The organism is Lysobacter sp. N42 (assembly GCF_004344885.1).
In genome coordinates this window covers 857,183-880,838 of sequence record NZ_SKFB01000001.1, presented here as the reverse complement: position 1 = coordinate 880,838, position 23,656 = coordinate 857,183, and the positions used below count along the sequence as shown (strand labels likewise).

Genomic DNA, 23,656 nt, shown 5'->3' with positions numbered 1-23,656 from the left:
AGTCGGCGCGGTTTTTTTTAGCTTTTTATAAGGAAACCGACACATGAGTACACATCCAAAACCTGGTTATCGTCGCATACTACTTAAATTGAGCGGAGAAGCGCTCATGGGTGAAGAGGCATTTGGCATTGATGCGCGTGTGTTGGACCGCATGGCTCGAGAAATTAAAGAAGTTCTCGAGTTGGGTGTGCAAGTTGGTGTGGTTATCGGTGGCGGTAACTTGTTCCGCGGCGAAGGGCTAGCGAAAGCGGGCATGAATCGAGTTGTGGGTGACCACATGGGGATGCTGGCTACTGTAATGAATGGTTTGGCAATGCGCGACGCATTGCATCGTGCATTTGTGAATGCCCGCTTAATGTCTGCAATTGAACTCAATGGGGTTTGTGACAGCTACAACTGGGCGGAAGCCATTAGCTTGTTAAAGTCAGGCCGCGTGGTTATTTTCTCTGCGGGTACGGGCAACCCATTTTTCACTACCGACTCAGCTGCATGTTTGCGCGGTATTGAAATTGAAGCCGAAGTGGTACTGAAGGCAACTAAAGTAGACGGTGTTTTCAGTGAAGATCCGATGAAGAACCCTGACGCGGTACGCTATGATGAGATAGACTATAGCGAAGTGCTCTCTAAAGAGCTGAAGGTTATGGACTTAGCAGCATTTACACTAGCAAGAGACCACCAACTTCCAATTCGTATATTCAATATGAATAAACCTGGCGCATTGAAATCAGTGATTATGGGAGAAGATGAAGGTACACTAATTACCAATCTCCATAATTCGAACGAAACAGAATAAGAGAACGAGGGACTACCGTGATTAATGAGATTTTAGCAGACGCTAAGTCGCGCATGACGAAAAGTGTAGAGTCTTTGCAGGCGCAAATGGCAAAGGTACGCACAGGCCGTGCGCACCCAAGTTTATTGGATGGTGTAACTGTGCCTTACTACGGTACTGAAACACCTTTAAATCAGTTGGCGAATATCACTGTAGAAGACTCACGAACGTTGTCGATTACCGTGTTTGATAAAAGCAGCTCAGGCGCAGTTGAGAAAGCTATTTTAACGTCTGACCTGGGCTTAAACCCTGCAGCGGCGGGCAATGTTATTCGTGTACCTTTACCGCCACTTACCGAAGAGCGTCGTAAAGACCTTGTGAAAGTGGTACGTAACGAAGCTGAAGGTGGACGAGTAGCGATTCGTAACGTACGTCGCGACGCGAACAACGACATCAAAGAGTTGTTGAAAGAAAAAGAGATTACAGAAGACGACGAGCGTCGTGCTCAAGACGATATCCAAAAGCTCACCGACGAAGCTGTAAAGAAGGTTGATGAATTATTAGCCTCTAAAGAAGCTGAGTTGATGGAAGTTTAACCGCTCACTCGGTTAAATATTGGAGCTACACGCCGTGTTAGGTATACTTTCGCGGCGTTTATTTTTTTGAAAGTTGGATTATGACAGAACAAGTCAGCGAGACAAAAATAGAAGGCTTGCCGAAGCACGTTGCAATTATTATGGATGGCAACGGGCGTTGGGCGACGAAAAAAGGTAAGTCTCGTACTTATGGTCATAAGGCCGGTTCAAATGCAGTACAAAATGCCATTACGTTTGCGCGTAGAAATGACATTGAGGCATTAACGCTGTTTGCATTTAGTAGTGAAAACTGGGCGCGACCAGAAAGCGAAGTTTCGGTTTTAATGGAGCTTTTTATCACAGTGTTGCAGCGAGAAGTCGCTAAGCTAAAACAGCATGGTGTTCGGTTACGCGTGATTGGTGATGTTTCTAGGTTTTCACCAAAACTACAAAAGCGTATTCGCCAAGCAGAAGAACAAACTGAAGAAAACACTGCGCTTATTCTTAATATTGCAGCTAACTACGGTGGACGATGGGACATTGCTGCGGCATGCCAACAAGTTGCCCAGCGTGTGAAGCTTGGTGAGCTTGAGCCTGAGCAAATTGACGAGTCGTTGCTAGGTGAATATATGCAGTTAGCCGATATTCCAACTCCAGACCTCTTGATCAGAACCGGCGGAGACATCAGAATAAGTAACTTCTTATTGTGGCAATTAGCCTATGCCGAATTGTATTTTACAGATACATTATGGCCTGACTTTGATGACCAAACGTTTGCAGACGCGATTGATAGCTTTATGCAACGTGAACGCCGATTCGGACTGACCAGCGAACAACGACAACAAATGCTGGCTGAGGGCTAAACAGAGGATTTTTTTTTGTTAAGACAACGAATTTTGACTGCGGCATTTTTAATACCTGTCGCGTTAGCTATTGTATTTTTACTACCGCTTGAATGGTTTAACTGGGTAATCGGTGGGGTTATGGTGCTTGCTGCATGGGAGTGGGCACCTTTGATGGGCGTTTGTAAGACTGCCGGACGCTCTTTATATTGCTTGCTAGTAGGTATTTGTGTCGCTGTTTTAGCCTACATTACTCCTGTTGGTTCCATTTGGTCAGCAACTGAGCTTGCTAATGCTGTGTTCTATCCTGTGTTAGTGGGTGGTATATGGTGGTTGTTCGCCATATTTCTCGTATTTACTTTCCCAAGAAGCCGCGCTGTTTGGGCGAAAAGCCGCGCGTTTGTCGGTGCATTTGGCATTTTAGTGCTTATCCCAGCATGGGCTGCGCTTTTGAGTTTGCGTTCGCTTCATTACGACGACAACCCTTACTTTGGTTCTTGGACCGTACTATTCCTGTTTTTACTGGTATGGGCTGCCGACATCGGTGCTTTCTTTGCGGGTAAAAAGTTTGGTAAGCATAAACTTATGCCGCACGTTAGTCCGGGCAAAACGAAAGAAGGTTTTGTCGGTGGGCTCGTGTTTTCCATTGGAGTGATGAGTATTGTTGCTTTCACACTACCGGTGCCTAGTAACATTCTCTTGGCATTCTACTTGGTAGCGACATTGTCGGTGATCGTGTCGGTGTTTGGGGATCTTAATGAAAGTATGTTTAAGCGCTGTGCGGGCGTTAAAGACAGTGGCTCTTTGCTGCCAGGTCACGGCGGTATTCTTGACCGCATCGACAGCTTAACTTCTGCATTGCCTATATTCTTGCTGGGCTATCTGTGGCTTATTCATCCTTATTTTGGAAGTAGTTAATTATTATGAACTCGCCGAAGTATGATGAGCTGCATCAGGGCCAACAGATGATAACCATTCTTGGAGCCACAGGGTCTATTGGTTTAAACACCATAGACGTTATTGTGCGACATCCAGAAAGTTATCGAGTGTTTGCCTTAACAGCGCATCAGAATTGGCAAAAAATGCTAGAGCTGTGTGATCAGGTTAAGCCCGAATATGTAGTGCTAACTGACGCTTTTGCCGCTAGCCAGCTTCGCTCGGTGTTGAATGAGGTGGGTTCAAAAACACAAGTTCTAGACCAAGTTGAAGATTTAGACGCTGTTGCGGTTGCGCAAGAGGTAGACACCGTAATGGCTGCGATTGTCGGCGCAGCTGGTTTGCAGCCAACATTAGCTGCGGTAAAAGCGGGTAAACGCGTTCTTCTCGCTAATAAAGAAGCGTTGGTGATGAGTGGTCAATTCTTCATGTCGGCCGCAGCAGATTCGGGCGCTATGGTGTTACCTGTTGATAGTGAACATAACGCCATATTCCAAGCGCTTCCAGAGCAAGTACAACGTGCTTCCGGTAAGGCGAAGTTGAGCCATTATGGTGTAGAGAAAATACTACTAACAGGCTCTGGTGGTCCCTTTAGAGAACTTCCACTCGAGCTATTAAAAGAGCAAACACCTGAAGCGGCGTGTGCTCATCCGAATTGGTCTATGGGCCGAAAGATTTCGGTCGATTCCGCCACGATGCTGAACAAAGGTTTGGAGTACATTGAAGCTCGCTGGTTGTTTAACTGCAATCGCGAACAGATAGACGTACTTCTTCACCCGCAAAGTGTTATTCATTCTATGGTGCAATATGCTGACGCCTCTGTCATCGCTCAAATGGGCATGCCTGATATGCGTACGCCTATTGCGCATACCTTAGCGTATCCAGAGCGTATCGAGAGCGGTGTTGAACGGTTGGACTTTACCAAGGTTGCAGCGCTTACCTTCAGTGAAGTCGATTATGAGCGTTACCCAAGCTTAAAAATTGCGATTGACGCATGTTGGGCAGGGCAAGTGGCCACAACTACGTTAAATGCTGCGAATGAAGTCGCTGTTGCAGCGTTCTTGGAACGGCAAATTCCCTTTACAGCAATTAGTGAAATTTGTGATTCTGTGGTGGAACATCAGTTGGCAACAACGGTCGATGATATAGCTGGCATTGTGAGCTGTGATGAGACAGCGAGAATTGCTGCCAAGAAATATATTCAGGCGAATTGGGGTTAACGGTGGAACAGTTTATTTGGTCAATTGGTGCTTTCGTTGTTGCATTAGGTTTGGTGGTGACTTTTCACGAATTTGGCCATTTCTGGGTTGCTCGCCGTTGCGGGGTGAAAATTCTTACCTTTTCAATTGGTTTTGGTAAGCCGTTATTGAGCTGGAAAGGCAAAGACCAAACACAATACCAAGTAGCCGCGATACCTCTGGGCGGCTACGTGAAAATGCTGGATCACGAAGTGCACCCAACCGAGCAAAATGAACTTCACCAAAGTTTCCGAAATAAACCTCTGTGGCAGCGCAGTGCTATTGTTGCTGCTGGTCCTATTGCTAATTTTATTTTTTCCATTGCGGTTTTGTGGGTCATGCTGATGATAGGTATGCCAGCGGCAAAACCAATTGTGGGTGAAGTGGCTGATGGCAGTATTGCGCAACAAGCGGGTATTGCACCGAATAGCGAAATTATTCGTGTTGACGGCCATGCAGTAGAGGACTGGCAAGATGTAAACCTTCGGTTAGTGGCCCGAATGGGTGACGATGCAACCACTATAGAGACTCAGCAAGAAAATGGGGAAATTTCAGAGCATCGGTTAAACCTGACTCAATGGTCAGTAGATCCAGAAACAGAAACAACGTTGAGTGCATTAGGGATTGACCTATTTAGCCCTAAAGTGACAACAACGTTGCTTTGGATAGAGGAAAACGCGCCTGCTCAGATTGCAGGACTTGAAGTGGGTGATAAAATTGTCGCCCTTAACGGAACTCCTGTCCAAGAATGGGGACAAATAACAAGCTTCATTGCACAACACCCGGATCAAGTCATCGATATTGGCATTGAACGAGGTGGAAACAGCCAAGAACTGTCGGTGCAACTGGCGAATAGAGATGGAAATGGTTACTTGGGTGTAGCGCCACAAAGTGAACCTTATCCGGAAGAATATCGCTTCGTAATGAAAGCAGGGCCTATTGAGGCTCTGGTAGGGGGCGTAGAACGGACATGGCAGCTTATGGGATTGTCGTTGTCCATGGTGAAGAAGCTTGTGCTAGGAGACGTAGGGCTGAACAACATTAGCGGTCCTATTGGTATTGCCCAAGGCGCAGGTACACACGCAAGTTATGGCTTAGTTTATTTCTTAAGTTTCTTAGCCTTGATTAGCGTGAGTTTGGGAATATTGAATTTATTACCGATACCGATGCTCGACGGTGGACATTTATTGTTTTACATCGTGGAAGGTATTCAAGGAAAGCCGGTTTCGGAGCGTGTTCAAGAATATGGATTTAGAATTGGACTCGTATTATTAGCATTACTTACAATGGTTGCGGTGTTTAACGATATTAACCGTTTATTGCCATAAAACTTATAAACAAAAAAGACGTAATTTCATGACATTGAAACATTGGCTTGTTGGTGCAGCATTAGTAGGGGCAAGTTCTTCTGCCGCGGTTGCTGAAACATTTTTACTTGAGGATATTCAAGTTCGCGGTTTGCAGCGTGTAGCTTTGGGTGCCGCCCTAACTTACGTACCTGTTCGCCCAGGTGAAGAAGTAGACGAAATAAGTATTCGTGAAACGATTCGCGAGCTTTATGCCTCAACTCACTTCGACGATATTCAGGTTGAGCGTGTCGGTAACAGCTTGGTCATTACTGTACAAGAACGTCCAGTGATTAATGCGGTTGAGTTAGAGGGCAATAAAGACCTTAAAGACGACCAATTATTGGACAGTTTGCGTACTTCAGGTATTGCGGAAGGTGAGTCGTTAGACCGAACAGTGATTTCAGGCATTGCGCGCAGTATCGAAGAGTTCTATCACAGTGTAGGTAAATACACCGCCCAGGTAGACGTTCGAGTGATTAACCGACCGCGTAACCGTGTTGATCTTCGATTTGAGTTCGAAGAGGGCGCTGCAGCTGAAATTGAACAAATTAACGTGATCGGCAATAACGTGTTCAGCCGTGAACAGTTGCTGTCGCAAATGGAATTACGAGACGAAGTTCCATTTTGGCGTATTTTTACCAAGCGTAATTACCAGCAAGAACAGTTGGTAGGTGACTTAGAGAACATAGAGTCATTTTATCTTAACAATGGTTACTTACAATTCTCGATGGACTCTGTGCAAGTAGACATTACACCAGAGCTTGAAAGTATCTATGTAACGTTGAATTTGTCTGAGGGTGAACAGTTTAATGTCGACGGTGTGGAAATCATTGGTGATATTCAGCGTCATCGTGAATGGCTAGATCGCCTAGGTGCGCTGATTGACAACAAGCAATACAGTCAGGCAGAAGTTACTAACTTAGAAGAAGCGATTAAGCGTTACTTTGGTCGTATGGGCTACGCGCGTACCGAAGTGAATACTATGCCGACGCTCGACCAAGAAACAAATACCGTAAAATTAACCATGATGGTTGATCCTGGCCAACGTGTATATGTGCGCCGTATTAATTTCGAGGGTAACGATGCGACTGCAGACGAAGTACTTCGTCGTGAAATGCGTCAAATTGAAGGCGCATGGCTATCGGACCAGTTGGTAGAGCAAGGTAAGGTTCGTTTAGAGCGACTTGGTTATTTTGAAACGGTTGAATTTGAAACCGTACCGGTGCCTGGTGAACCTGATTTAGTTGATGTTTTATACAATGTGAAAGAGCAACCTTCTGGAACATTCCAGGCAGGTATGGGTTATGGCGATTATGCTGGTTTAAGTTTTAACGTTGCTGTTTCTCAGGAAAACTTTTTAGGTTCAGGTAACAGTGTTGGTTTCCAGGTTGACACCAACCGTTACTCGAAGTCGTTACGTTTAAATTATCGCGACAATTACTTCACCGACGACGGTGTAAGTTTAGGCGGTAGTATTTATTACAACGACTTTGACGCAGGGCAGGCTAACCTGCAGCAATATAACCAAACGTCTTACGGTGTTGGTTTGAACATGGGATTCCCTGTGAACGAATATAACCGTCTAAACTTCGGTTTTGGTTATGCGAAAACAGGTATTACTCAGTTTGACCCGTACGAGCAAACGCGAGACTTTTATGAACGTTATGCGGAGCAATCTTCAAGCGATGCTCGTTTAGAGTTCGACTCGTTTTATGCGACAGCTAGCTGGTCAAGAATTACCTTGAACCGTGGTGTGTTTCCAACCGACGGTACAGAGAATTCTTTGAGCTTGAAGGTAACTTCGCCGAACAGTGACTTGCAGTACTTCAGAGCCGAGTATAACTTCCGTTATTACCAACCATTCGATGACGACCACAACTGGGTAGGTTTGACACGAATGAGTTTTGGTTACGGTAATGGCTACGGTGACGATGATGGCTTTGAATATACGCTACCATTCTGGGAAAACTTCTATGGTGGCGGCGGCGACTCGCTGCGCGGGTTTGAACAAAACCGAACTGGACCTAAAGGTTTAATTCGTCGTACTAACTATATTCAAGGGCCACCAGACGAGAACGGTTTGCCGACTCAAATCGCCCTGGGTCCAGAGCATGACACGTTAGATGTTCTCCGCCGCAGAGCACTTGGTGGTAACGCGATGTTTAATGCAAGTATCGAGTTGATTTTCCCAACACCGTTTGTTGGAGAGTCTACGCGAGGCACGATTAGAACAAGTGCGTTCATTGACGTAAGTAGTGTTTGGGATACCGAATTTAATTACGATGAGTACAAAGACCTTCAAGTCGTTGAAGGCACCCCGTTTTGGGATTACAGTGATCCAGGAAACTATCAAGCTTCATACGGTGCGAGTTTACAGTGGCTTTCACCTATGGGAGCATTAACCTTTAGCTTAGGTTTCCCTTTGCGTTCGCTTGATTCCGAGTTAGAAGATCAATTTACATTTAATATTGGTACAACTTTTTAAGTTTTAATTAATAAATATAGAGGAAGTAATTTTGAAATCTGTAATGTTATCTTTAGCGCTTGTCGCAGCTTTGGCATTAAGCCCATTTACTGCAAATGCACAGTCTGCTCCACTAAAGGTTGCGGTTGTTGACGTTCGTGCTGTATTCGAGCAGCTTCCACAGTCTCGTGAAATCGGCACTATTATTGAGCGTGAATTCCAAGACAGAGCTGAGCGTCTTCGCCAAATGGAAGAAGACATGACGACTTTGCAAGAAACTATGCAACGCGATGAAGCTATTATGAGCGATGAAGAGAAAGAAAGCTCAATGGCTGAATTGCAAACAACTTATGAAGAGTATCAGCAACGCCGTGAAGAACTTACACAGCAGCTTAACCGTCGTAGAACGGAAGAGCGTAACCGTGTTCTTGGTCAAATTCAGCAGGTGATCAACGACATGGCTGTTGCAGGCGACTACGACATGGTGATTGAAGCTGGTAACCTTGCGTTTGCGAAAGACAGCTTAGACATTACTAACCGTGTTATTGAGCGTATGACGCAGGAATAATATGAAGCCTGTGAGTATAGCTACCCTCGCTTCTGCAATAGATGCGGAAGTGAGCGGTGCTGCAGAAACTGAAGTTCATGGTTTAGCGACACTTGCTGCGGCAACGCCTCAGCAAGTTTCTTTTTTAGCGAACCCTAAATATCAAAGTCAGCTTGAAACGACTCAGGCTGGAGCTATCATTGCTCATCCTGAAGTAGCTAAAGCGTTTCCTGACCGTAATTTTATATTAAGCGATAACCCATACTTGTCGTACGCGAAAGCGGCGCAATTTTTCGATTTGTCTCCACGACCTCCTGTGGGGATACATCCAACAGCAGTGGTTTCCGAGTCAGCTCAATTAGGTGAGGGAGTCGCAGTGGGTCCTCATGCGGTGATTGCCGATGATGCAGTGATCGGTGCCGGAACAAGCATTGGTGCTAACTGTTACATAGGCGAGAACGCTCGTTTAGGAGATAATTGTCGGCTATGGCCGCAGGTATCGATTTACTATGGCGTGGTTATTGGTAGCGATTGTACCTTTCATAGTGGAGCGGTAATTGGCGCGGACGGGTTCGGTTTTGCGCCGCATCAAGGTAGCTGGGTTAAAATACCACAGCTTGGTTCAGTTGAAATTGGTGACCGTGTCGAAATTGGTGCAAATACGACTGTTGACCGCGGCGCGCTGGACAACACAGTTATTGAAAGCGGATGTATTATCGACAACCATTGTATGATTGCGCACAACGTTCATATTGGCGCAAATACTGCAATGGCTGCGCACACCGGTATTGCCGGAAGTACAACAATTGGTAAAAACTGCTTATTTGCAGGCTATACTGGTATAGCAGGTCACATCAATATTTGTGATGGTGTAAGAACCAACGGTATGACCATGATAACCCGAGATATTAAAAAGCCGGGTGTGTTGGCTTCAGGGTTACCTGAAATGGAACATAGTGTTTGGTCTCGAGCTAGTGTTAGATTTAAGCAATTGCCCGAGTTATTTTCTCGAGTGCGTGCATTAGAAAAAAACAATAAATAAGTTGTAGACGGAGAGTCTTTTGAGCAAAGAACAACTACCTGGTTTTGATATCAACGAGATATCCGAAATCCTTCCACATCGTTATCCTTTTGCCTTAGTTGACCGGGTTATTTCTTATGTACCTGGTGAGTCATTACATGCGATAAAAAACATAACCATGAATGAACCCGTGTTTACGGGCCATTTTCCTGGAAACCCGATATTTCCTGGAGTCTTGCTACTTGAAGCTATGGCGCAGGCAACAGGGTTGCTGGGTTTCAAAATGGTTGAAGATATCGAGTCAAACGAAATTTACTTGTTTGCGGGTATCGACAATGCGCGCTTTAAGCGCCAGGTTATCCCGGGGGATCGCGTCGACCTTTTCGTTGAGTTTGATAAAGAGAAACGCGGAATTTGGAAGTTTAAAGGCAGAGCTGAAGTAGACGGGCAGTTAGCAGCGAGCGCAGACTTAATGTGCGCGAGAAGGAAGGTTTAGTTTGATTCACGAAACAGCGATTATTGACCCGAGTGCCAAAATTGGCGCCAATGTCTCTATAGGTGCTTATACAGTTGTTGGCCCAGACGTTGAAATAGGCGATGACTGCTGGATAGGTCCTCATGTAGTGCTTAATGGACCTACGCGAATGGGTAAGGAAAATAAGATTTTCCAATTTTCGTCTGTGGGAGAAGGCTGCCAAGATAAGAAGTATGCTGGCGAGCCTACTGAACTGGTGATTGGTGACCGTAATGTTTTTCGCGAGTCGACGACAATTCACCGTGGTACAGTGCAAGACAAGGGTATTACCAAAATAGGTGACGACAACCTATTTATGGCTTACGTACATGTGGCGCACGACTGTGTTATTGGTAGCCAGAATATTTTCGCGAATGCGGTAACGCTAGCTGGTCATGTGCATGTGGGCGACTACGTTATTCTTGGCGGTTTTACCGGTGTTCATCAATTCTGCAAAATTGGTTCGCACTCATTTTGTGCCGTAAGCTCCGTAGTCGTACAAGATATTCCCCCGTATATTATGGCGCAGGGACACAATGCAGTGCCCCGCACGATTAACAGCGAAGGGTTAAAACGCAGAGGTTTCACTTCAGAGCAAATCAAGAACGTGAAGCGTGCGTATAAGTTGCTATACCGGAACGGTTACACGCTCGACGAAGCAGTTGCTGCAATGGAGAAAATGGCCGTAGATGAAGTACAACCCATGATTGATTTTATCGGCCAGTCCACACGCGGAATTATTCGCTAATCTTTGCTTTTATAGGTCTTCAATGAGCTCTGTATCCCCTCTTAAAGTAGGTATTGTCGCCGGAGAGAGCTCTGGCGATATTCTTGGTGCAAATCTAATGAAGTCGCTGAAAGCGATGCAGCCAGACGTTGAGTTTATCGGCGTAGGCGGACCTTTAATGGAAGAGCAAGGATTAAACAGCCTATTCCCAATGGAAACGCTTTCGGTGATGGGGCTTGTCGATGTTTTAAAGCAGCTCCCAGGGTTGTTAAAGGCAAGAAAGCAGGTTGTTACCGCGATGCTCTCGCAAAAGCCGGACGTATTTGTAGGTATTGACGCGCCAGACTTCAATTTGCCCATAGAAACCAAGTTAAAAGCCCAAGGTATCAAAACCGCGCATTATGTAAGCCCGTCTGTTTGGGCATGGCGTCCAAAACGTATTTTCAAAGTACAGAAGGCCACTCACGACGTATTTGCGATACTTCCCTTTGAGCCTGACTTTTATAGCCGTTATAACGTTCCCTGTACGTTTGTGGGGCATCCGTTGGCAGACGATATTCCGTTGCAGCCAGATAGCCAAGCGGCTAGGAAGAAGCTCGGGCTTGCGCCAGATAAAACCTATGTCGCATTATTACCCGGAAGTAGGGGCGGCGAAGCAGGTTTGCTTACGCCTGATTTTTTCGCTACCGCACATAAAATTTATGAGGCTTTTCCCGAAGTAGAATTTCTTCTCGCGTACGCCAACGATGCACGGAAAAATCAAATTGCTGGTTTACTATCCGAGCAAGACAAAGCACTTCCATTGCATGAGTTTGATGGCAACAGTAGGGATGTCATGTTGGCGGCGAACTCATGTATTCTAGCTTCAGGTACAGTAACGTTAGAAGCCATGCTACTTAAGCGCCCGATGGTGGTGTGTTATAAATTCGGCTGGCTGAACTATCAAATTCTTAGTCGCATGCTGACGTTAAAATATTTTTCTTTACCTAACTTACTCGCCGACAAATCGTTAGTGCGTGAATTAGCGCAAAACGACTGTACGCCAGACAATATTTTTCACGAAGTAAAGCGGCACTTAACGGAAGATATGACTCCCGTGCTTGACCAGTACACAGCACTTCATGAAAAAATCCGTTGTGGAGCAGGTAAACAAGCTGCTAAACGCCTGCTTGCATTGATCCACGAAACTGCGCCTACCGTATAGTTTACTTTACGTTCTAACTTCAAGAGAATACCGAATGCAGCGCTCGAAAGAATCGATTATTCCGGGCGCTCTGGGATTGGTAAACTTAAGCATCATTAAATTCATCAAAGAGTTGCGGAGTACTCGATGGGACTTTTAGTAGACGGTAAATGGCAAGACAAATGGTACGATACCGAGAAAACTGGCGGTAAGTTTGTTCGTAGTGAAGCTCAATTTAGAAATTGGGTGACCGCAGATGGCTCTGTTGGACCTACGGGTAAGGCGGGTTTTAAAGCTGAGTCTGGGCGCTACCATTTATACGTTTCTTATGCTTGTCCGTGGGCCCATCGTACGCTTATTTTTAGGGTTCTGAAAAACCTTGAAGACCATATTAGCGTTTCTGTGGTTGAGCCTAAAATGCTGGAGAACGGTTGGGAATTTGGTTCGGGTGAAATGAAAGATCCGCTCTTTGATTTTAATTTCATGCATCAGGTCTACACGAAAGCGGATCCGAACTACTCAGGTCGCGTTACCGTGCCTGTGCTTTGGGATAAACAACAAAACACTATCGTAAGCAACGAGTCTGCGGACATTATTCGTATGTTCAATAGTGCGTTTGATGAAATCACCGGTAATACAGAAGACTTTTACCCAGAGGTATTACATAACGACATAGATGCCATCAATGAGTTGGTATATGACAATATTAACAACGGTGTTTATAAATCAGGTTTTGCTACTACACCTGAAGCCTACGGTGTGGCTTTTGATGCGTTGTTTGAAGCTTTAGACAAAGTAGAGTCAATATTGGCGAAGCAGCGTTATTTAACTGGGGAAACCCTTACAGAGGCTGACTGGCGTTTGTTTACAACGCTAGTGCGGTTCGACCCCGTTTATCATGGGCACTTTAAAACTAACAAGAAGCGTATTGTTGATTATCCTCATTTGTGGAACTACGTACGCGAGCTTTATCAAGTAGACGGTGTGGCTGAAACGGTAAATATGGCGCATATCAAAACCCACTATTATGCGAGCCATACCATGATTAACCCTACGGGCATTGTGCCAAAAGGTCCTGAAATTGACTTTTTGGAACCTCACAATCGTGAAAGTTTTAGCGGAGTTTAAAGTTATGAAGTCATCTTCAGTGATTCGTCACCGCGTTAAAGGTATGCCTGCTCAAGATGGAGCAGGTGTGAAGTTAAGCCGTGTTATCAATCAACCTGCATTTCGGCACAAAGATCCGTTTTTAATGTTGGATGAATTTAAGTCGGATGATCCTAATGATTATATTGCTGGCTTTCCTCCGCACCCTCATCGCGGTTTTTGCACCTTGTCATATATGCTGGCAGGAAAAATGGCTCATGAAGACTCTACCGGCAATTCGGGGGAAATTGGCCCGGGCGGTTTGCAGTGGATGAAAGCTGCAAGAGGCATTATTCATTCGGAGATGCCTAAGCAAGAAAACGGTTTAATGTGGGGTTTTCAACTGTGGTTGAATTTGCCCGCTAGTGAAAAACTGAGCGATCCTGAATATGCCGACATTCCTGGAGACAAGGTACCAGAGGTGAAGATCGAAAACGGTCTAGTTCGCGTGTTGTCGGGGAATTTTGAAAACGAAGAGGGTCCTGTGAAAGCTCCAGGTCGTTCCTTTTTATATTTAGACTATCGAACTCAGGCAGACAGCGAAATTGAACTGCCTAATCAAGGGCAATCTACTCGACTTCTTTATGTCTACGAGGGTGGGATATTACTCGACGGTATAAATGTAGGTGCCGGGGAGTTGGTAGAGCTCGACGATGAGGCGACGGTTACGTTAAAAACAAAAGGTGAAACAGGCTTTCTATTGCTAGCGGCGCAGCCTATTGGAGAGCCAATAGCGCAATACGGACCGTTCGTTATGAACACGGAAAATGAGCTAAGACAAGCGTTTACCGATTACCAGAATGGGACTCTAGCTCAATAATCGGCTCCTAAGCCTCTATCTTGAGAGTAAAAAGCCGGTATCAAACTGGGTACTTTATACCTTGATACCGGTTACGCCTTGATAATCTGTTTTGATTTGTTTTAAACGTTTTTGGTGGGCTTCAGGTAGGGTTAACCCTTCAATCGTTCTAAAACAGCGTTTACAACCGTCGAGTAGATATTGCGAGTGTTGATCATCATCCATCATAACCTTGATCGCCGCTTGCACGTAGTTAAGAGAGGCGCCACTGTTCATTGGTGCCTGCTTTAACGCCACTTCAAAGTGTTTTAATGATTCTTTGTAATCGCCTTCGGTATAGGCTTTAATACCCAATTTATTCGCTTCCACAAATGATTTACGTTGCTCTTTGCATTTCTCGATTCGTGATTCGAGTAACTTTTTGTTGTAGTTGTCGTAAATCGCTTCATCGCTAAGTCCGTCTGCAAGTAACTCAGCGCGCTCAAACTCACCAATATCGAGTAGGGCGATAATAATGTCTGGCGCTATTTCAGGTGGAACCTCATGACCTTGCTCAAGAAAGCCTGCAACAATTCCTTTCATATTGGACTGTGCTTCACGCAACTGGCCATTAAAAGCGTTGATACGTGCAAAAACCGCACTCTCTAAAGTTTTGTAGTCAAATTTTGAGTACACCAAAAGTTCATCTGTTTTAGCTCGATGAAGTGCTAGAGAAGCTTCTTGCTGATATTTACTGACTTGTTTTGAATCTTCACCGTTTTCTGCTGCATCTAAAATACTGCGAATGTAAGTACACAAATATTTAGGGTCTCGGTGTACCGATTTTCTCGAAATTTCAACAACATGGTACATGGCTTGCTTCGCCAGCTCGAACTCTCCATTGCGCCTTGCTAAGTCTGCCATATACAGTTGGCGGTTTAATGAGAAAGGCGCCAACGTAACTGCTCTTCTAGCCGGGTCTAGGGCTTCTTCTTGTTTGTCGAGTTTGTCTAATGCTTGAGCTTTTAGGTCGTAAGCGTCTGCACCGTTAGGGTTATTCTTAATAACTTCGTCTAACAAGGGGATGGCAACTTCAAATTGCCCCTGCGCGTATTTAATTTTGGCTAAAGCAAGTACACCCCATGAGAACCTCTGCTCTGAAAGTAATGCTTTAACGGATTTCTCTGCGTCGTTTAACTTTCCTGTTTTCATATTGAGTTCGGTGGAGAGTTGTAAACAGAAGTTTTTGTAACGCCCACCGCTGTCAATGTGTTCTTTACAGGCTTGTAAGCACTCTGAATATTTTTGTCGGTAAAGTGCTTGGTATACCTTTCTAAGTGCTATGCGTTTTCTAAAAGAGCGGGTTAAACGAGAGCGCAGCACATTATTAGAAAACGGCTTCATGAGGTAGTCGTCGGGCTGTAACTCGATGGCACTAAGAACCATAGGTTTATTGTTCTCGCCACTTACGAGGATAAACACACCGTCTGGTCGAAGTAATTCGAGCACGCGAAGCTCTTCAAGTACTTGGCGACCATTTTTTCCGCGGCCAAGATTGTAGTCGACTAAAAGAACGTCGAAATGATGCTGTTTGTGTGCCGCTAAGCCCGCTTCACCAGAAGATACAGCAACGACCTGAAGCGCACCTAAATTGAGCAACATAGTTTTCAGCATGACCTGAAAGGTTTTCTGGTCATCGATAATTAAAATCTTTTTCTTTGAAAGGTCGAGTTCGTTGCTCATTCGTTATTTAAATTCCCCGTGGTGCTGCTTCAAGCATACGTGAACAAAATATTTCTGCCAATTTCGTTTTCGAGCTTAAGACCCGAAAACCTTTGCCGATATAGAGTGTGCCACATTCATTTGGAATTACCTATGGTTGAACAGACAGTTTGGATACAACGTGAGCAAGACATTGATAGCAAGCTGATTCAGTCGCTACATCAAAACCATACGGCGCAGTTTAAATTTCTGCTCGCTTCGTTAAGCCCGCACGCACCTGACTGGTTCGACGATAAACCGAAAAAAGAGCAAGATAGCTGGGTTCCTCCTTTTAGCATAGGTGTTTCACGCCCAATGTATGCTTCTCGTCGCGATCACGAAAGAGAACCTGCCAAGTTTGCCAGTAAGTCGATGCGTGACTGGTTATTGTTAGATGCGCTGGACCCTGAAGCTATGGTATTGCTAGATGAACACGACCGAGTTCCTGCCAGAATTCGTGACAATGCACCTCATTGGATAGAGGCTCGTTCGCAAGAAAGGCAGCCCCAAGAAGAGCACCCACAGGATCTTGTGGACATTCTAGATACCTTACATCAAAACAAAATTCCCCAAGACAAGTTAACTCCCGATTCGCTAACCATGTGATATAGTTCAAGCCATAAAGCTTTCTTAGTGTTGCAGACAGAAGGTAAGAGAAGGGCGGTGGCAGATTTAGAAGAATTTATTGAGCAGTTATGGTTAGTTCAAGGTGCAAGCCAACATACATTGTCGGCTTACCGTTCTGATTTACAGAAGTTTGCGAAATGGCTGCTGCAACACCATAACCTAGAGTTAGAATCTGCATCTTCTGAACATATTGAACGATTCCTAGCAGCGCAATACCAACAAGGGCAAAGCGCGCGTACGCAAGCTCGCTTTTTAAGTGCCTGCCGAAAATACTTCGGTTACCTACAAAAGTTAGAAGTACGGTCCGACGACCCTTGTGCTCATATTAAATCACCCAAACAGCCTCGAAAACTTCCTGATACGTTAACCGAGCAAGATGTTACCGACCTAATCCAAGCGCCAGAAACAAATAGCCCGTTAGGCGTGCGTGACCGCGCTATGTTGGAAGTTTTATACGCTACCGGATTACGAGTGACTGAACTGGTTGAGCTGAAGCTCAATGAAGTGAGTTTGCGCCAAGGAGTAGTTCGAGTCATTGGTAAGGGTAATAAAGAGCGCCTAGTGCCTTTGGGTGAAGAAGCGATTACATGGTTGCAGCAATACTTGCAGTATGGTCGAGTTGAACTGCAAAAGAAGTCGTGTGACGAGGTGTTTTTGTCTACTCGGGGGCAGAAAATGACCCGTCAAACCTTTTGGCACCGTATTAAACACCATGCTCAAGTTGCGGGAATAACTAGACCGCTTTCACCGCATAAATTACGCCATGCTTTTGCGACACACTTATTGAACCATGGCGCTGATTTGAGAGCTTTACAAATGTTGTTAGGCCATGCCGATATAGCTACAACACAGATTTACACCCAGGTGGCGAAAGCAAGATTGAAACAAATCCACGCTCAACATCACCCACGAGGTTGATAAGCATGGTAGTATGCAAACCCATTGCAAATATGAAGAACAAGGATATTTAACGTGAAGTATTGGCTGAGTGCATTAATAACAGCTTTCTATGTTTTCAACACACCTGTGATGTCGGCGGAGGAAATTCCTGAGGAACTTCAAAGCCGTTTTGAAAATAGCTTCGCCACCCTTGGTTTTCAAGTACAACGCATAGAACCAGCACCTGAGCTCGAAGGTTTTTGGTTAGCGTTTACCAGCCAAGGCATCTTTTATATTTCCGAGTCTGGTGAGCAACTGCTTGCAGGAAAAGTATTCGACATTACAAGCCAACCACTCGATTTAACAGAACAGTCAGTTTCGTCTGTACGACGCGAGCTGCTGGAAGAAGTAGATGGTCTGACGCTTAATTACCCAGCTCCAAGTGAGCGTTATGAGATCACCGTATTTACCGACCACACATGCCCATATTGCCGACAGTTCCATGAGCAAATGAGCGATTACAATAACTTAGGCATTTCAGTACGTTACCTTGCGTTTCCAAGAACCGGTTTAAATACCCAGTCAGCAACCGATCTTACCTCAGTGTGGTGCTCGGATAACGCAGAACAAGCGATGACTGACGCGATGAATGGTGTTGTACCAAGCCCTAAAACCTGTGACGTTTCTATGGCTGAACATGTTCGCTTGGCAAGACTAATGGGGGTGACCGGAACTCCAGCAATCGTGTTACCTAGTGGTCAACTAATGCCTGGCTTTGTGCCTCCACAGCGCTTGCTGCAAAGCTTACGTGCAAGTAACTAATCTGCGAAGGTTTCACTTCACCGATGTCTGATGCAGTTGAAATGACATTAAGGCGCAGGCAGGAACGAGATTTCTCTTCGTTACCTGAAAGCCTGCCTTTAACTCTTCGAAAAGTTCTTGCTCGCCGAGGCGTAAGTCATATTTCTGAGCTTGAATACGGGTTAAAGGGTCTGCTGCATTTTAATACCTTAAGAGACTGTGAAAAGGCAGCACAAATCATTGGCGAAGCCATTTTAGCGCAAGAAAAAATATGTATTGTCGGTGACTTTGATGCAGACGGTGCAACTAGCGTGAGTTTGTTTGTTTTAGCGCTAACCGCAATGGGCGCTCAAGATGTTTCTTTTCTAGTACCTAATAGATTCACCGACGGCTATGGTTTAACTGCACCTTTGTCGGAAATAGCCCATCAACAAAACTGCCGCTGCCTAATTACCGTAGACAATGGAATCAGTGCTATCGAGGGCGTAGCCAGAGCGAAAGAGCTGGGCTTGCGTGTAGTCGTTACCGACCACCATTTACCCGGCTCACAAATGCCAGATGCCGACGCGATTGTGAACCCGAACCACCCAGAGTGTTCGTTTGCGAGTAAAGCTATTGCAGGCGTGGGGGTTACATTTTATGTGCTTATGGCTTTGCGTACTTGGTTTAGAGAAAACCATGAAAGCCACGTTGGTGCGACGGTAAACCTTGCTCAGTGGTTAGATTTAGTCGCGGTAGGTACGGTTTCAGACGTAGTTCCACTTGATTACAACAATCGAATTCTCGTGCAGCAAGGCGTTGCTAGGATTCGCGGTGGACAATGTCAGCCGGGAGTCTCTACGCTGCTAGAAGCTGCAGGCAGAGACCCAAGTAAACTTGTTGCACAAGATCTCGGATTCACCGTTGGTCCTCGAATTAATGCCGCTGGGCGACTTGACGACATGAACTTAGGGATTAACTGTTTGTTAGCTGGTGACTATGAACAAGCCAAAGCAAGTGCATTTCGCCTGGATACGTTAAATAGAGAACGCCGCACCATTGAGCAAGATATGCGAGAGCAGGCGGAAAGTTCGGTGGCTCAGGTTTCGATGTCTGGTAATCTTCCTGCCATTATTGTGCTCTATCACGAAAACTGGCATCAAGGTGTGATTGGTATTGTGGCAGGGAGAATTAAAGAAAAGTACCACCGCCCGGTGATTGCGTTTGCGAAAGACGAAAATAATCAATTAAGGGGCTCAGCCCGGTCTATTCCAGGACTACATATTCGTGATGTGTTGGAGCGCGTTCATACTTTGGACCCAAATATAATCGTAAAATTTGGCGGGCACGCTATGGCTGCCGGCTTAACACTAGACGCGAGTAAGTTGGATGCTTTTCAGCAGTCCGTAGAGCAAGTAGTAGAGCAGTGGGCTGACGAAGACATGCTGACGCCTGTGGTTTGGTCAGATGGAGAGTTACAGCCTGAAGAAATATCATTGGACTTCATTCATCAATTGGAAAACGTTGGACCGTGGGGACAAAAGTTCGAGGCCCCGGTGTTTGACAATCAATTTGAGGTAAAGCGTCACGCCTGGCTGAAGGAAAAGCACCTGAAGCTGTGGCTTAAAGACCCACGAAGCGGGCAAGAGGTGGAAGCAATCGCCTTTTTCGCTGCAGACGCGAAATGGAGTTTTGAACCCTGCCAAAAAGTGACGTTAGCTTACCGCTTGCAAGCTAATGAGTTTAGAGGTGTGGTTACCCCTCAACTCGTCGTCGAATATTTGTGGTGCAACCCGTCCTAATTGGCTCTTAGCTCTGTTGTTTTACCCTCAAATTCGCTAAACTAGCGCCCCATTTTAATCGCTTAACGTTGCTTGTTAGAAATCGTAAGGGACTCTGGACTATGTTAGAAACAAATGCCGTGATGAATGATATTGCTGATCTTAGGCAGCGCTCTGAGCAGCTTAGGGGGTATCTTTGACTTAACGGTCAAAGAAGAACGGCTAGAAGAAGTTGAGCGAGAGTTAGAAGATCCAGAAGTCTGGAATCAGCCTGAGAAGGCGCAAGCTTTAGGTAAAGAGCGTTCACAGCTCGAAGAACTGGTGAAAGGCTTTAAACAGTTAACACAAGGTTTAGACGACTCTGAAGCGTTTGTTGAGTTGGCGATAGAAGCTGACGACCAAGATACGTTAGACGACGCTGTTGCTGAAATTGGCAAATGGCGTGAAGTGCTAGAGGGCTTTGAGTTTAGACGCATGTTCTCTGGTCAGAACGACGTGAGCGATTGCTACGTAGATTTACAAGCAGGCTCGGGTGGTACAGAAGCCCAAGACTGGACTAACATGCTGCTGCGTATGTATTTACGTTGGGCTGAAGCTCATGGCATGAAAGCAGAAATTATTGAATTGTCGGAAGGTGAAGTAGCGGGCTTGAAGTCGGCAACTGTTCGCGTACAGGGCGAATATGCGTTCGGTTGGTTACGCACAGAGACAGGTGTACATAGACTGGTGCGTAAATCTCCGTTCGACTCTGGTAATCGTCGGCATACGTCTTTCGCGTCGGTGTTTGTTTATCCAGAAATAGACGACGACATTGAAATTGAAATTAACCCAGCCGATTTGCGCATAGATACCTATCGTGCGTCTGGTGCGGGTGGTCAGCACGTTAACCGTACTGACTCGGCAGTGCGAATCACGCACGAGCCTTCGGGAATTGTGGTGCAGTGTCAGAACGACCGTTCGCAGCACAAGAACAAAGACCAAGCCATGAAGCAGCTAAAAGCCAAGCTTTATGAGATGGAAATGAAAAAGCAGGAAGAAGCGAAGCAGGCACTAGAAGATACCAAGTCGGATATCGGCTGGGGCAGTCAAATTCGCTCTTATGTGCTCGACGACGCGCGTATTAAAGACTTACGCACCGGCGTAGAGAATAGAAATACCCAAGCGGTTCTAGACGGTGATTTAGACCCATTTATTGAAGCAAGTTTGAAGTCGGGTTTGTAAGCCCACGTTAAGACACTTTGAAGTTAATGTTGAATATGAGGAAACAACATGAGTGAACAATCGCAGCAGCCAGAAGTAGATTTAAATCAGCAATTGCGTGAGCGCAAAGACAAGCTGAAGGCGTTGCGAAAACAAGGTGTCGCATTCCCGAATGACTTTCGCCGTGACAGCTTAGCCGCCGATTTACATGCCGCGCATGACGAAAAAGAAGGAGAACCTTTGAAAGCTGAAGGTATTCGCGTTCAGGTGGCTGGTCGCATGATGCTTCGTCGTATTATGGGTAAAGCTAGCTTTGCCACTATTCAAGACATGAGCGGTCAAATTCAGCTTTATGTGGCGCGTGATAATTTGCCTGAAGGCATTTATAACGACGGTTTTAAAAAATGGGACTTGGGCGACATTGTAGGCGCTTCAGGAACTCTATTTAAAACTCGTACGGGTGAACTGACTATTGAAGTTGACGACATTCGCTTGTTAACGAAAGCATTGCGTCCATTACCTGATAAGTTCCACGGGCTATCTGACCAAGAAACCCGTTACCGCCAGCGTTACTTAGACTTAATCGTGAACCAGAAGTCGCGTGAAACGTTTAAAATGCGTAGCCAAGCAATTAATTACATTCGCAGCTTCCTTATCGAAAAAGAATTCTTGGAAGTTGAAACGCCAATGATGCAAGTAATTCCTGGTGGTGCGAGTGCGCGTCCGTTTGTAACTCATCACAATGCCTTAGACATGGATTTATACTTGCGTATAGCGCCTGAGTTATACCTTAAGCGTTTGGTTGTGGGTGGCTTCGAGAAGGTTTTCGAAATTAACCGTAACTTCCGTAATGAAGGCTTGTCGACACGCCATAACCCAGAATTCACTATGTTGGAGTTCTACTGGGGTTACGCAGACTACCAAGATCTTATGGATTTAACTGAAGCCATGATCCGTGGTTTAGCAGATGAATTGCTAGGTACTACAGACGTTGAATATCAGGGTGAAACATTCCACTTTGGTCAGCCTTTTGCGCGTTTAACAGTGCTTGAAGCTATTCTGAAGTATAACGACGACGTTACGATTGAACAGCTGAACGATATTGAGCAAGCGAAAGCTTTGGCGGAAAAATTAGGTATCCAAGTACAAAAGTCTTGGGGCTTAGGTAAAATTCAAATTGAGATTTTTGAAGAAACTGCAGAGCACCGCTTGATGGAGCCTACATTTATTACTGCGTACCCGGCAGAAGTTTCGCCACTAGCGCGCAGAAATGATGAAGACCCATTCGTTACTGATCGTTTCGAGTTTTTCGTGGGCGGCCGTGAAATAGCTAACGGTTTCTCAGAGCTTAACGACGCCGAAGATCAGGCTGAACGTTTCCAAGAGCAGGTTGCACAGAAAGAAGCAGGCGACTCAGAAGCCATGTTCTATGACGCAGACTACGTGACTGCGCTTGAGCATGGTATGCCGCCAACTGCCGGTGAAGGTATTGGTATCGACCGCTTAATTATGTTGTTTACCGACTCGCCGTCTATTCGTGACGTGTTGTTGTTCCCTCACATGCGCCCGCGCTCAGAGTAATTACGGCTTTTTGAAGCTTAATGGAGGCTCAGGACTCATCAGACGTTCTGGGCCTTTTCCATATTTAGGATAGTCTTTCACTGTACCGAAAATGCTGTCGCCTTCATTCCAGCGATTTGCTGCGTCGTACAAATCTTCATTGCTAGTGGCAACGAAGTTCCAGAACATTCGCAAGTTTTCAGGATAGGGTGTACCTCCCAGCACTAACACATGCCCAGCTCCTGCAATCTCTAACTTATCTGTATTTGTAGCTAAATAAACACCGTTATGGGCTGCTGTAGCAACGCCATTTATAAGAATGTTGTCGTTTTTCGATGCAACTACATACACCAAGTACTCAAACTCTGTTTCAAGTTGAATAGTGCCTTTCGCGTCCTGCTCTTCGCTTTTTAAGTCAAAAGCTACGCAGGGCGACTTTACTTCAACGGGCACTTCTAGCTTTTCTAATGCTCCTAAAATAACAAGTCCTTGGTACGAACCTACTTCTACTTTTGGCAGTTCGCTTACATGAACAAAATCAGGTGCTGTATTCATTTGCTCCGGTGGCAGTGCAAGCCAGAGTTGAACCCCATGCAATTCCATTTTTTTTGCATCTTCTTCGGGGATAACCTCGGCGTGGCTAATACCTTTGCCTGCAGTCATTAAATTGCATTGTCCGGGCTTCAGCCACTGCTTGGATCCTAAGCTGTCCAAGTGAAGAATTTGTCCTTGCCACAAATAGCTAAGAGTCTGTAACCCGATATGGGGGTGGGGTGCTACGTCGAACGTTAAATGAGTGCTAGGGGGAGTAGGACCGAAATGGTCAACAAAACAAAAGGGGCCTACAGTTCTGCGCTGCTTTTGTGGAATAATACGAAAAACTTCTATTTCATCAGTAAGTTGTTGTGACTTAGAAGACAATGATTGTGTACTCGCTGGAACATTGGAATTCGACATGCAATCGCCTTTATTTAAC

22 protein-coding genes are annotated in these 23,656 nt (G+C 45.5%); 20 read left to right on the top strand and 2 right to left on the bottom strand.

From position 1 onward, the window contains the following. Positions 1-43: 43 nt before the first annotated feature. The 14 genes from pyrH to EYQ95_RS04250 all read left to right on the top strand — a co-directional run bounded on the left by pyrH (position 44) and on the right by EYQ95_RS04250 (position 14,134). Entirely contained in the window at positions 44-793 is a 750-nt protein-coding gene (gene pyrH, locus EYQ95_RS04315) for a UMP kinase (RefSeq protein WP_111913936.1), read from the top strand. Positions 794-810: 17 nt separating this feature from the next. Then, positions 811-1,368: a ribosome recycling factor gene (gene frr, locus EYQ95_RS04310; RefSeq protein ID WP_111913937.1), complete on the top strand. Its 558-nt coding sequence runs from the start codon at positions 811-813 to the stop codon at positions 1,366-1,368. Between the two features lie 80 nt (positions 1,369-1,448). Continuing rightward, the gene (gene uppS / locus EYQ95_RS04305; protein ID WP_111913938.1) at positions 1,449-2,210 is read left to right on the top strand and encodes a polyprenyl diphosphate synthase; all 762 of its coding nucleotides are present in this window, start codon (positions 1,449-1,451) and stop codon (positions 2,208-2,210) included. Positions 2,211-2,225: 15 nt separating this feature from the next. After that, entirely contained in the window at positions 2,226-3,107 is an 882-nt protein-coding gene (locus tag EYQ95_RS04300) for a phosphatidate cytidylyltransferase (protein ID WP_111913939.1), read from the top strand. Positions 3,108-3,112: 5 nt separating this feature from the next. Next, positions 3,113-4,345, top strand: a complete 1,233-nt coding sequence (gene ispC, locus EYQ95_RS04295; protein WP_111913940.1) for a 1-deoxy-D-xylulose-5-phosphate reductoisomerase — start codon at positions 3,113-3,115, stop codon at positions 4,343-4,345. Between the two features lie 2 nt (positions 4,346-4,347). Then, positions 4,348-5,691 (top strand): sigma E protease regulator RseP, encoded by a 1,344-nt coding sequence (gene rseP, locus EYQ95_RS04290; protein ID WP_111913941.1) that lies wholly within the window; start codon positions 4,348-4,350, stop codon positions 5,689-5,691. Positions 5,692-5,719: 28 nt separating this feature from the next. Then, a complete protein-coding gene (bamA, locus tag EYQ95_RS04285; protein WP_111913942.1) occupies positions 5,720-8,197 on the top strand; it encodes an outer membrane protein assembly factor BamA in 2,478 nt (825 codons plus the stop codon). A gap of 31 nt (positions 8,198-8,228) precedes the next feature. Next, a complete protein-coding gene (locus EYQ95_RS04280; RefSeq protein ID WP_126266322.1) occupies positions 8,229-8,744 on the top strand; it encodes an OmpH family outer membrane protein in 516 nt (171 codons plus the stop codon). A gap of 1 nt (position 8,745) precedes the next feature. Beyond that, positions 8,746-9,765: a UDP-3-O-(3-hydroxymyristoyl)glucosamine N-acyltransferase gene (gene lpxD / locus EYQ95_RS04275; protein ID WP_111913944.1), complete on the top strand. Its 1,020-nt coding sequence runs from the start codon at positions 8,746-8,748 to the stop codon at positions 9,763-9,765. A 19-nt stretch (positions 9,766-9,784) separates the two neighbouring features. Continuing rightward, the gene (gene fabZ / locus EYQ95_RS04270) at positions 9,785-10,240 is read left to right on the top strand and encodes a 3-hydroxyacyl-ACP dehydratase FabZ (RefSeq protein ID WP_111913945.1); all 456 of its coding nucleotides are present in this window, start codon (positions 9,785-9,787) and stop codon (positions 10,238-10,240) included. Between the two features lies 1 nt (position 10,241). Then, positions 10,242-11,006 carry an acyl-ACP--UDP-N-acetylglucosamine O-acyltransferase gene (lpxA, locus tag EYQ95_RS04265; protein WP_111913946.1) on the top strand — a complete coding sequence of 255 codons (765 nt, stop codon included), beginning with the start codon at positions 10,242-10,244 and terminating at the stop codon, positions 11,004-11,006. A 22-nt stretch (positions 11,007-11,028) separates the two neighbouring features. Then, complete coding sequence (gene lpxB / locus EYQ95_RS04260) at positions 11,029-12,189, top strand: lipid-A-disaccharide synthase (RefSeq protein ID WP_111913947.1); 1,161 nt, start codon at positions 11,029-11,031, stop codon at positions 12,187-12,189. A gap of 126 nt (positions 12,190-12,315) precedes the next feature. Continuing rightward, positions 12,316-13,296, top strand: coding sequence for a glutathione S-transferase family protein (locus EYQ95_RS04255; protein ID WP_111913948.1), 981 nt, complete (start codon positions 12,316-12,318; stop codon positions 13,294-13,296). A gap of 4 nt (positions 13,297-13,300) precedes the next feature. Next, entirely contained in the window at positions 13,301-14,134 is an 834-nt protein-coding gene (locus EYQ95_RS04250; RefSeq protein WP_111914822.1) for a pirin family protein, read from the top strand. 54 nt (positions 14,135-14,188) lie between these two features. On the opposite strand, the gene EYQ95_RS04245 is transcribed toward EYQ95_RS04250, so the two are convergent. Beyond that, positions 14,189-15,835, bottom strand: a complete 1,647-nt coding sequence (locus tag EYQ95_RS04245; RefSeq protein WP_111913949.1) for a response regulator — start codon at positions 15,833-15,835, stop codon at positions 14,189-14,191. 132 nt (positions 15,836-15,967) lie between these two features. Here EYQ95_RS04245 and EYQ95_RS04240 point away from each other — a divergent pair, with 132 nt between their 5' ends. The 6 genes from EYQ95_RS04240 (at position 15,968) to lysS (ending at position 22,701) form a co-directional block, all read left to right on the top strand. Then, positions 15,968-16,459 carry a VC2046/SO_2500 family protein gene (locus EYQ95_RS04240; RefSeq protein ID WP_111913950.1) on the top strand — a complete coding sequence of 164 codons (492 nt, stop codon included), beginning with the start codon at positions 15,968-15,970 and terminating at the stop codon, positions 16,457-16,459. Between the two features lie 57 nt (positions 16,460-16,516). Next, entirely contained in the window at positions 16,517-17,398 is an 882-nt protein-coding gene (gene xerD, locus EYQ95_RS04235; protein WP_111913951.1) for a site-specific tyrosine recombinase XerD, read from the top strand. Positions 17,399-17,452: 54 nt separating this feature from the next. Next, the gene (locus EYQ95_RS04230) at positions 17,453-18,181 is read left to right on the top strand and encodes a thioredoxin fold domain-containing protein (protein WP_111913952.1); all 729 of its coding nucleotides are present in this window, start codon (positions 17,453-17,455) and stop codon (positions 18,179-18,181) included. Between the two features lie 23 nt (positions 18,182-18,204). Beyond that, the gene (gene recJ, locus EYQ95_RS04225) at positions 18,205-19,941 is read left to right on the top strand and encodes a single-stranded-DNA-specific exonuclease RecJ (RefSeq protein ID WP_111913953.1); all 1,737 of its coding nucleotides are present in this window, start codon (positions 18,205-18,207) and stop codon (positions 19,939-19,941) included. 101 nt (positions 19,942-20,042) lie between these two features. After that, positions 20,043-21,141, top strand: a protein-coding gene (gene prfB, locus EYQ95_RS04220; protein ID WP_111913954.1) for a peptide chain release factor 2 whose coding sequence is annotated in 2 segments (ribosomal slippage) — positions 20,043-20,117 and positions 20,119-21,141 — 1,098 coding nt in all. Because the reading frame shifts where the segments join, the coding sequence is not laid out codon by codon here. A 48-nt stretch (positions 21,142-21,189) separates the two neighbouring features. Then, the gene (lysS, locus tag EYQ95_RS04215) at positions 21,190-22,701 is read left to right on the top strand and encodes a lysine--tRNA ligase (RefSeq protein ID WP_111913955.1); all 1,512 of its coding nucleotides are present in this window, start codon (positions 21,190-21,192) and stop codon (positions 22,699-22,701) included. Here the strand turns inward: lysS and EYQ95_RS04210 are convergent, their stop codons facing one another. Further along, positions 22,702-23,637 (bottom strand): pirin family protein, encoded by a 936-nt coding sequence (locus tag EYQ95_RS04210; protein WP_111913956.1) that lies wholly within the window; start codon positions 23,635-23,637, stop codon positions 22,702-22,704. It abuts the gene before it with no gap. Positions 23,638-23,656: the final 19 nt, after the last annotated feature.

What these genes read in the sequence shown, in the direction of transcription:
- lpxB (WP_111913947.1), top strand. Translation starts at nt 11,029, where the DNA reads ATGAGCTCTGTATCCCCTCTTAAAGTAGGTATTGTCGCCGGAGAGAGC.
- EYQ95_RS04240 (WP_111913950.1), top strand. Translation starts at nt 15,968, where the DNA reads ATGGTTGAACAGACAGTTTGGATACAACGTGAGCAAGACATTGATAGC.
- lysS (WP_111913955.1), top strand. Translation starts at nt 21,190, where the DNA reads ATGAGTGAACAATCGCAGCAGCCAGAAGTAGATTTAAATCAGCAATTG.
- lpxD (WP_111913944.1), top strand. Translation starts at nt 8,746, where the DNA reads ATGAAGCCTGTGAGTATAGCTACCCTCGCTTCTGCAATAGATGCGGAA.
- uppS (WP_111913938.1), top strand. Translation starts at nt 1,449, where the DNA reads ATGACAGAACAAGTCAGCGAGACAAAAATAGAAGGCTTGCCGAAGCAC.
- EYQ95_RS04210 (WP_111913956.1), bottom strand. Translation starts at nt 23,637, where the DNA reads ATGTCGAATTCCAATGTTCCAGCGAGTACACAATCATTGTCTTCTAAG.
- EYQ95_RS04250 (WP_111914822.1), top strand. Translation starts at nt 13,301, where the DNA reads ATGAAGTCATCTTCAGTGATTCGTCACCGCGTTAAAGGTATGCCTGCT.
- pyrH (WP_111913936.1), top strand. Translation starts at nt 44, where the DNA reads ATGAGTACACATCCAAAACCTGGTTATCGTCGCATACTACTTAAATTG.
- EYQ95_RS04245 (WP_111913949.1), bottom strand. Translation starts at nt 15,835, where the DNA reads ATGAGCAACGAACTCGACCTTTCAAAGAAAAAGATTTTAATTATCGAT.
- recJ (WP_111913953.1), top strand. Translation starts at nt 18,205, where the DNA reads ATGTCTGATGCAGTTGAAATGACATTAAGGCGCAGGCAGGAACGAGAT.
- EYQ95_RS04255 (WP_111913948.1), top strand. Translation starts at nt 12,316, where the DNA reads ATGGGACTTTTAGTAGACGGTAAATGGCAAGACAAATGGTACGATACC.
- bamA (WP_111913942.1), top strand. Translation starts at nt 5,720, where the DNA reads ATGACATTGAAACATTGGCTTGTTGGTGCAGCATTAGTAGGGGCAAGT.
- ispC (WP_111913940.1), top strand. Translation starts at nt 3,113, where the DNA reads ATGAACTCGCCGAAGTATGATGAGCTGCATCAGGGCCAACAGATGATA.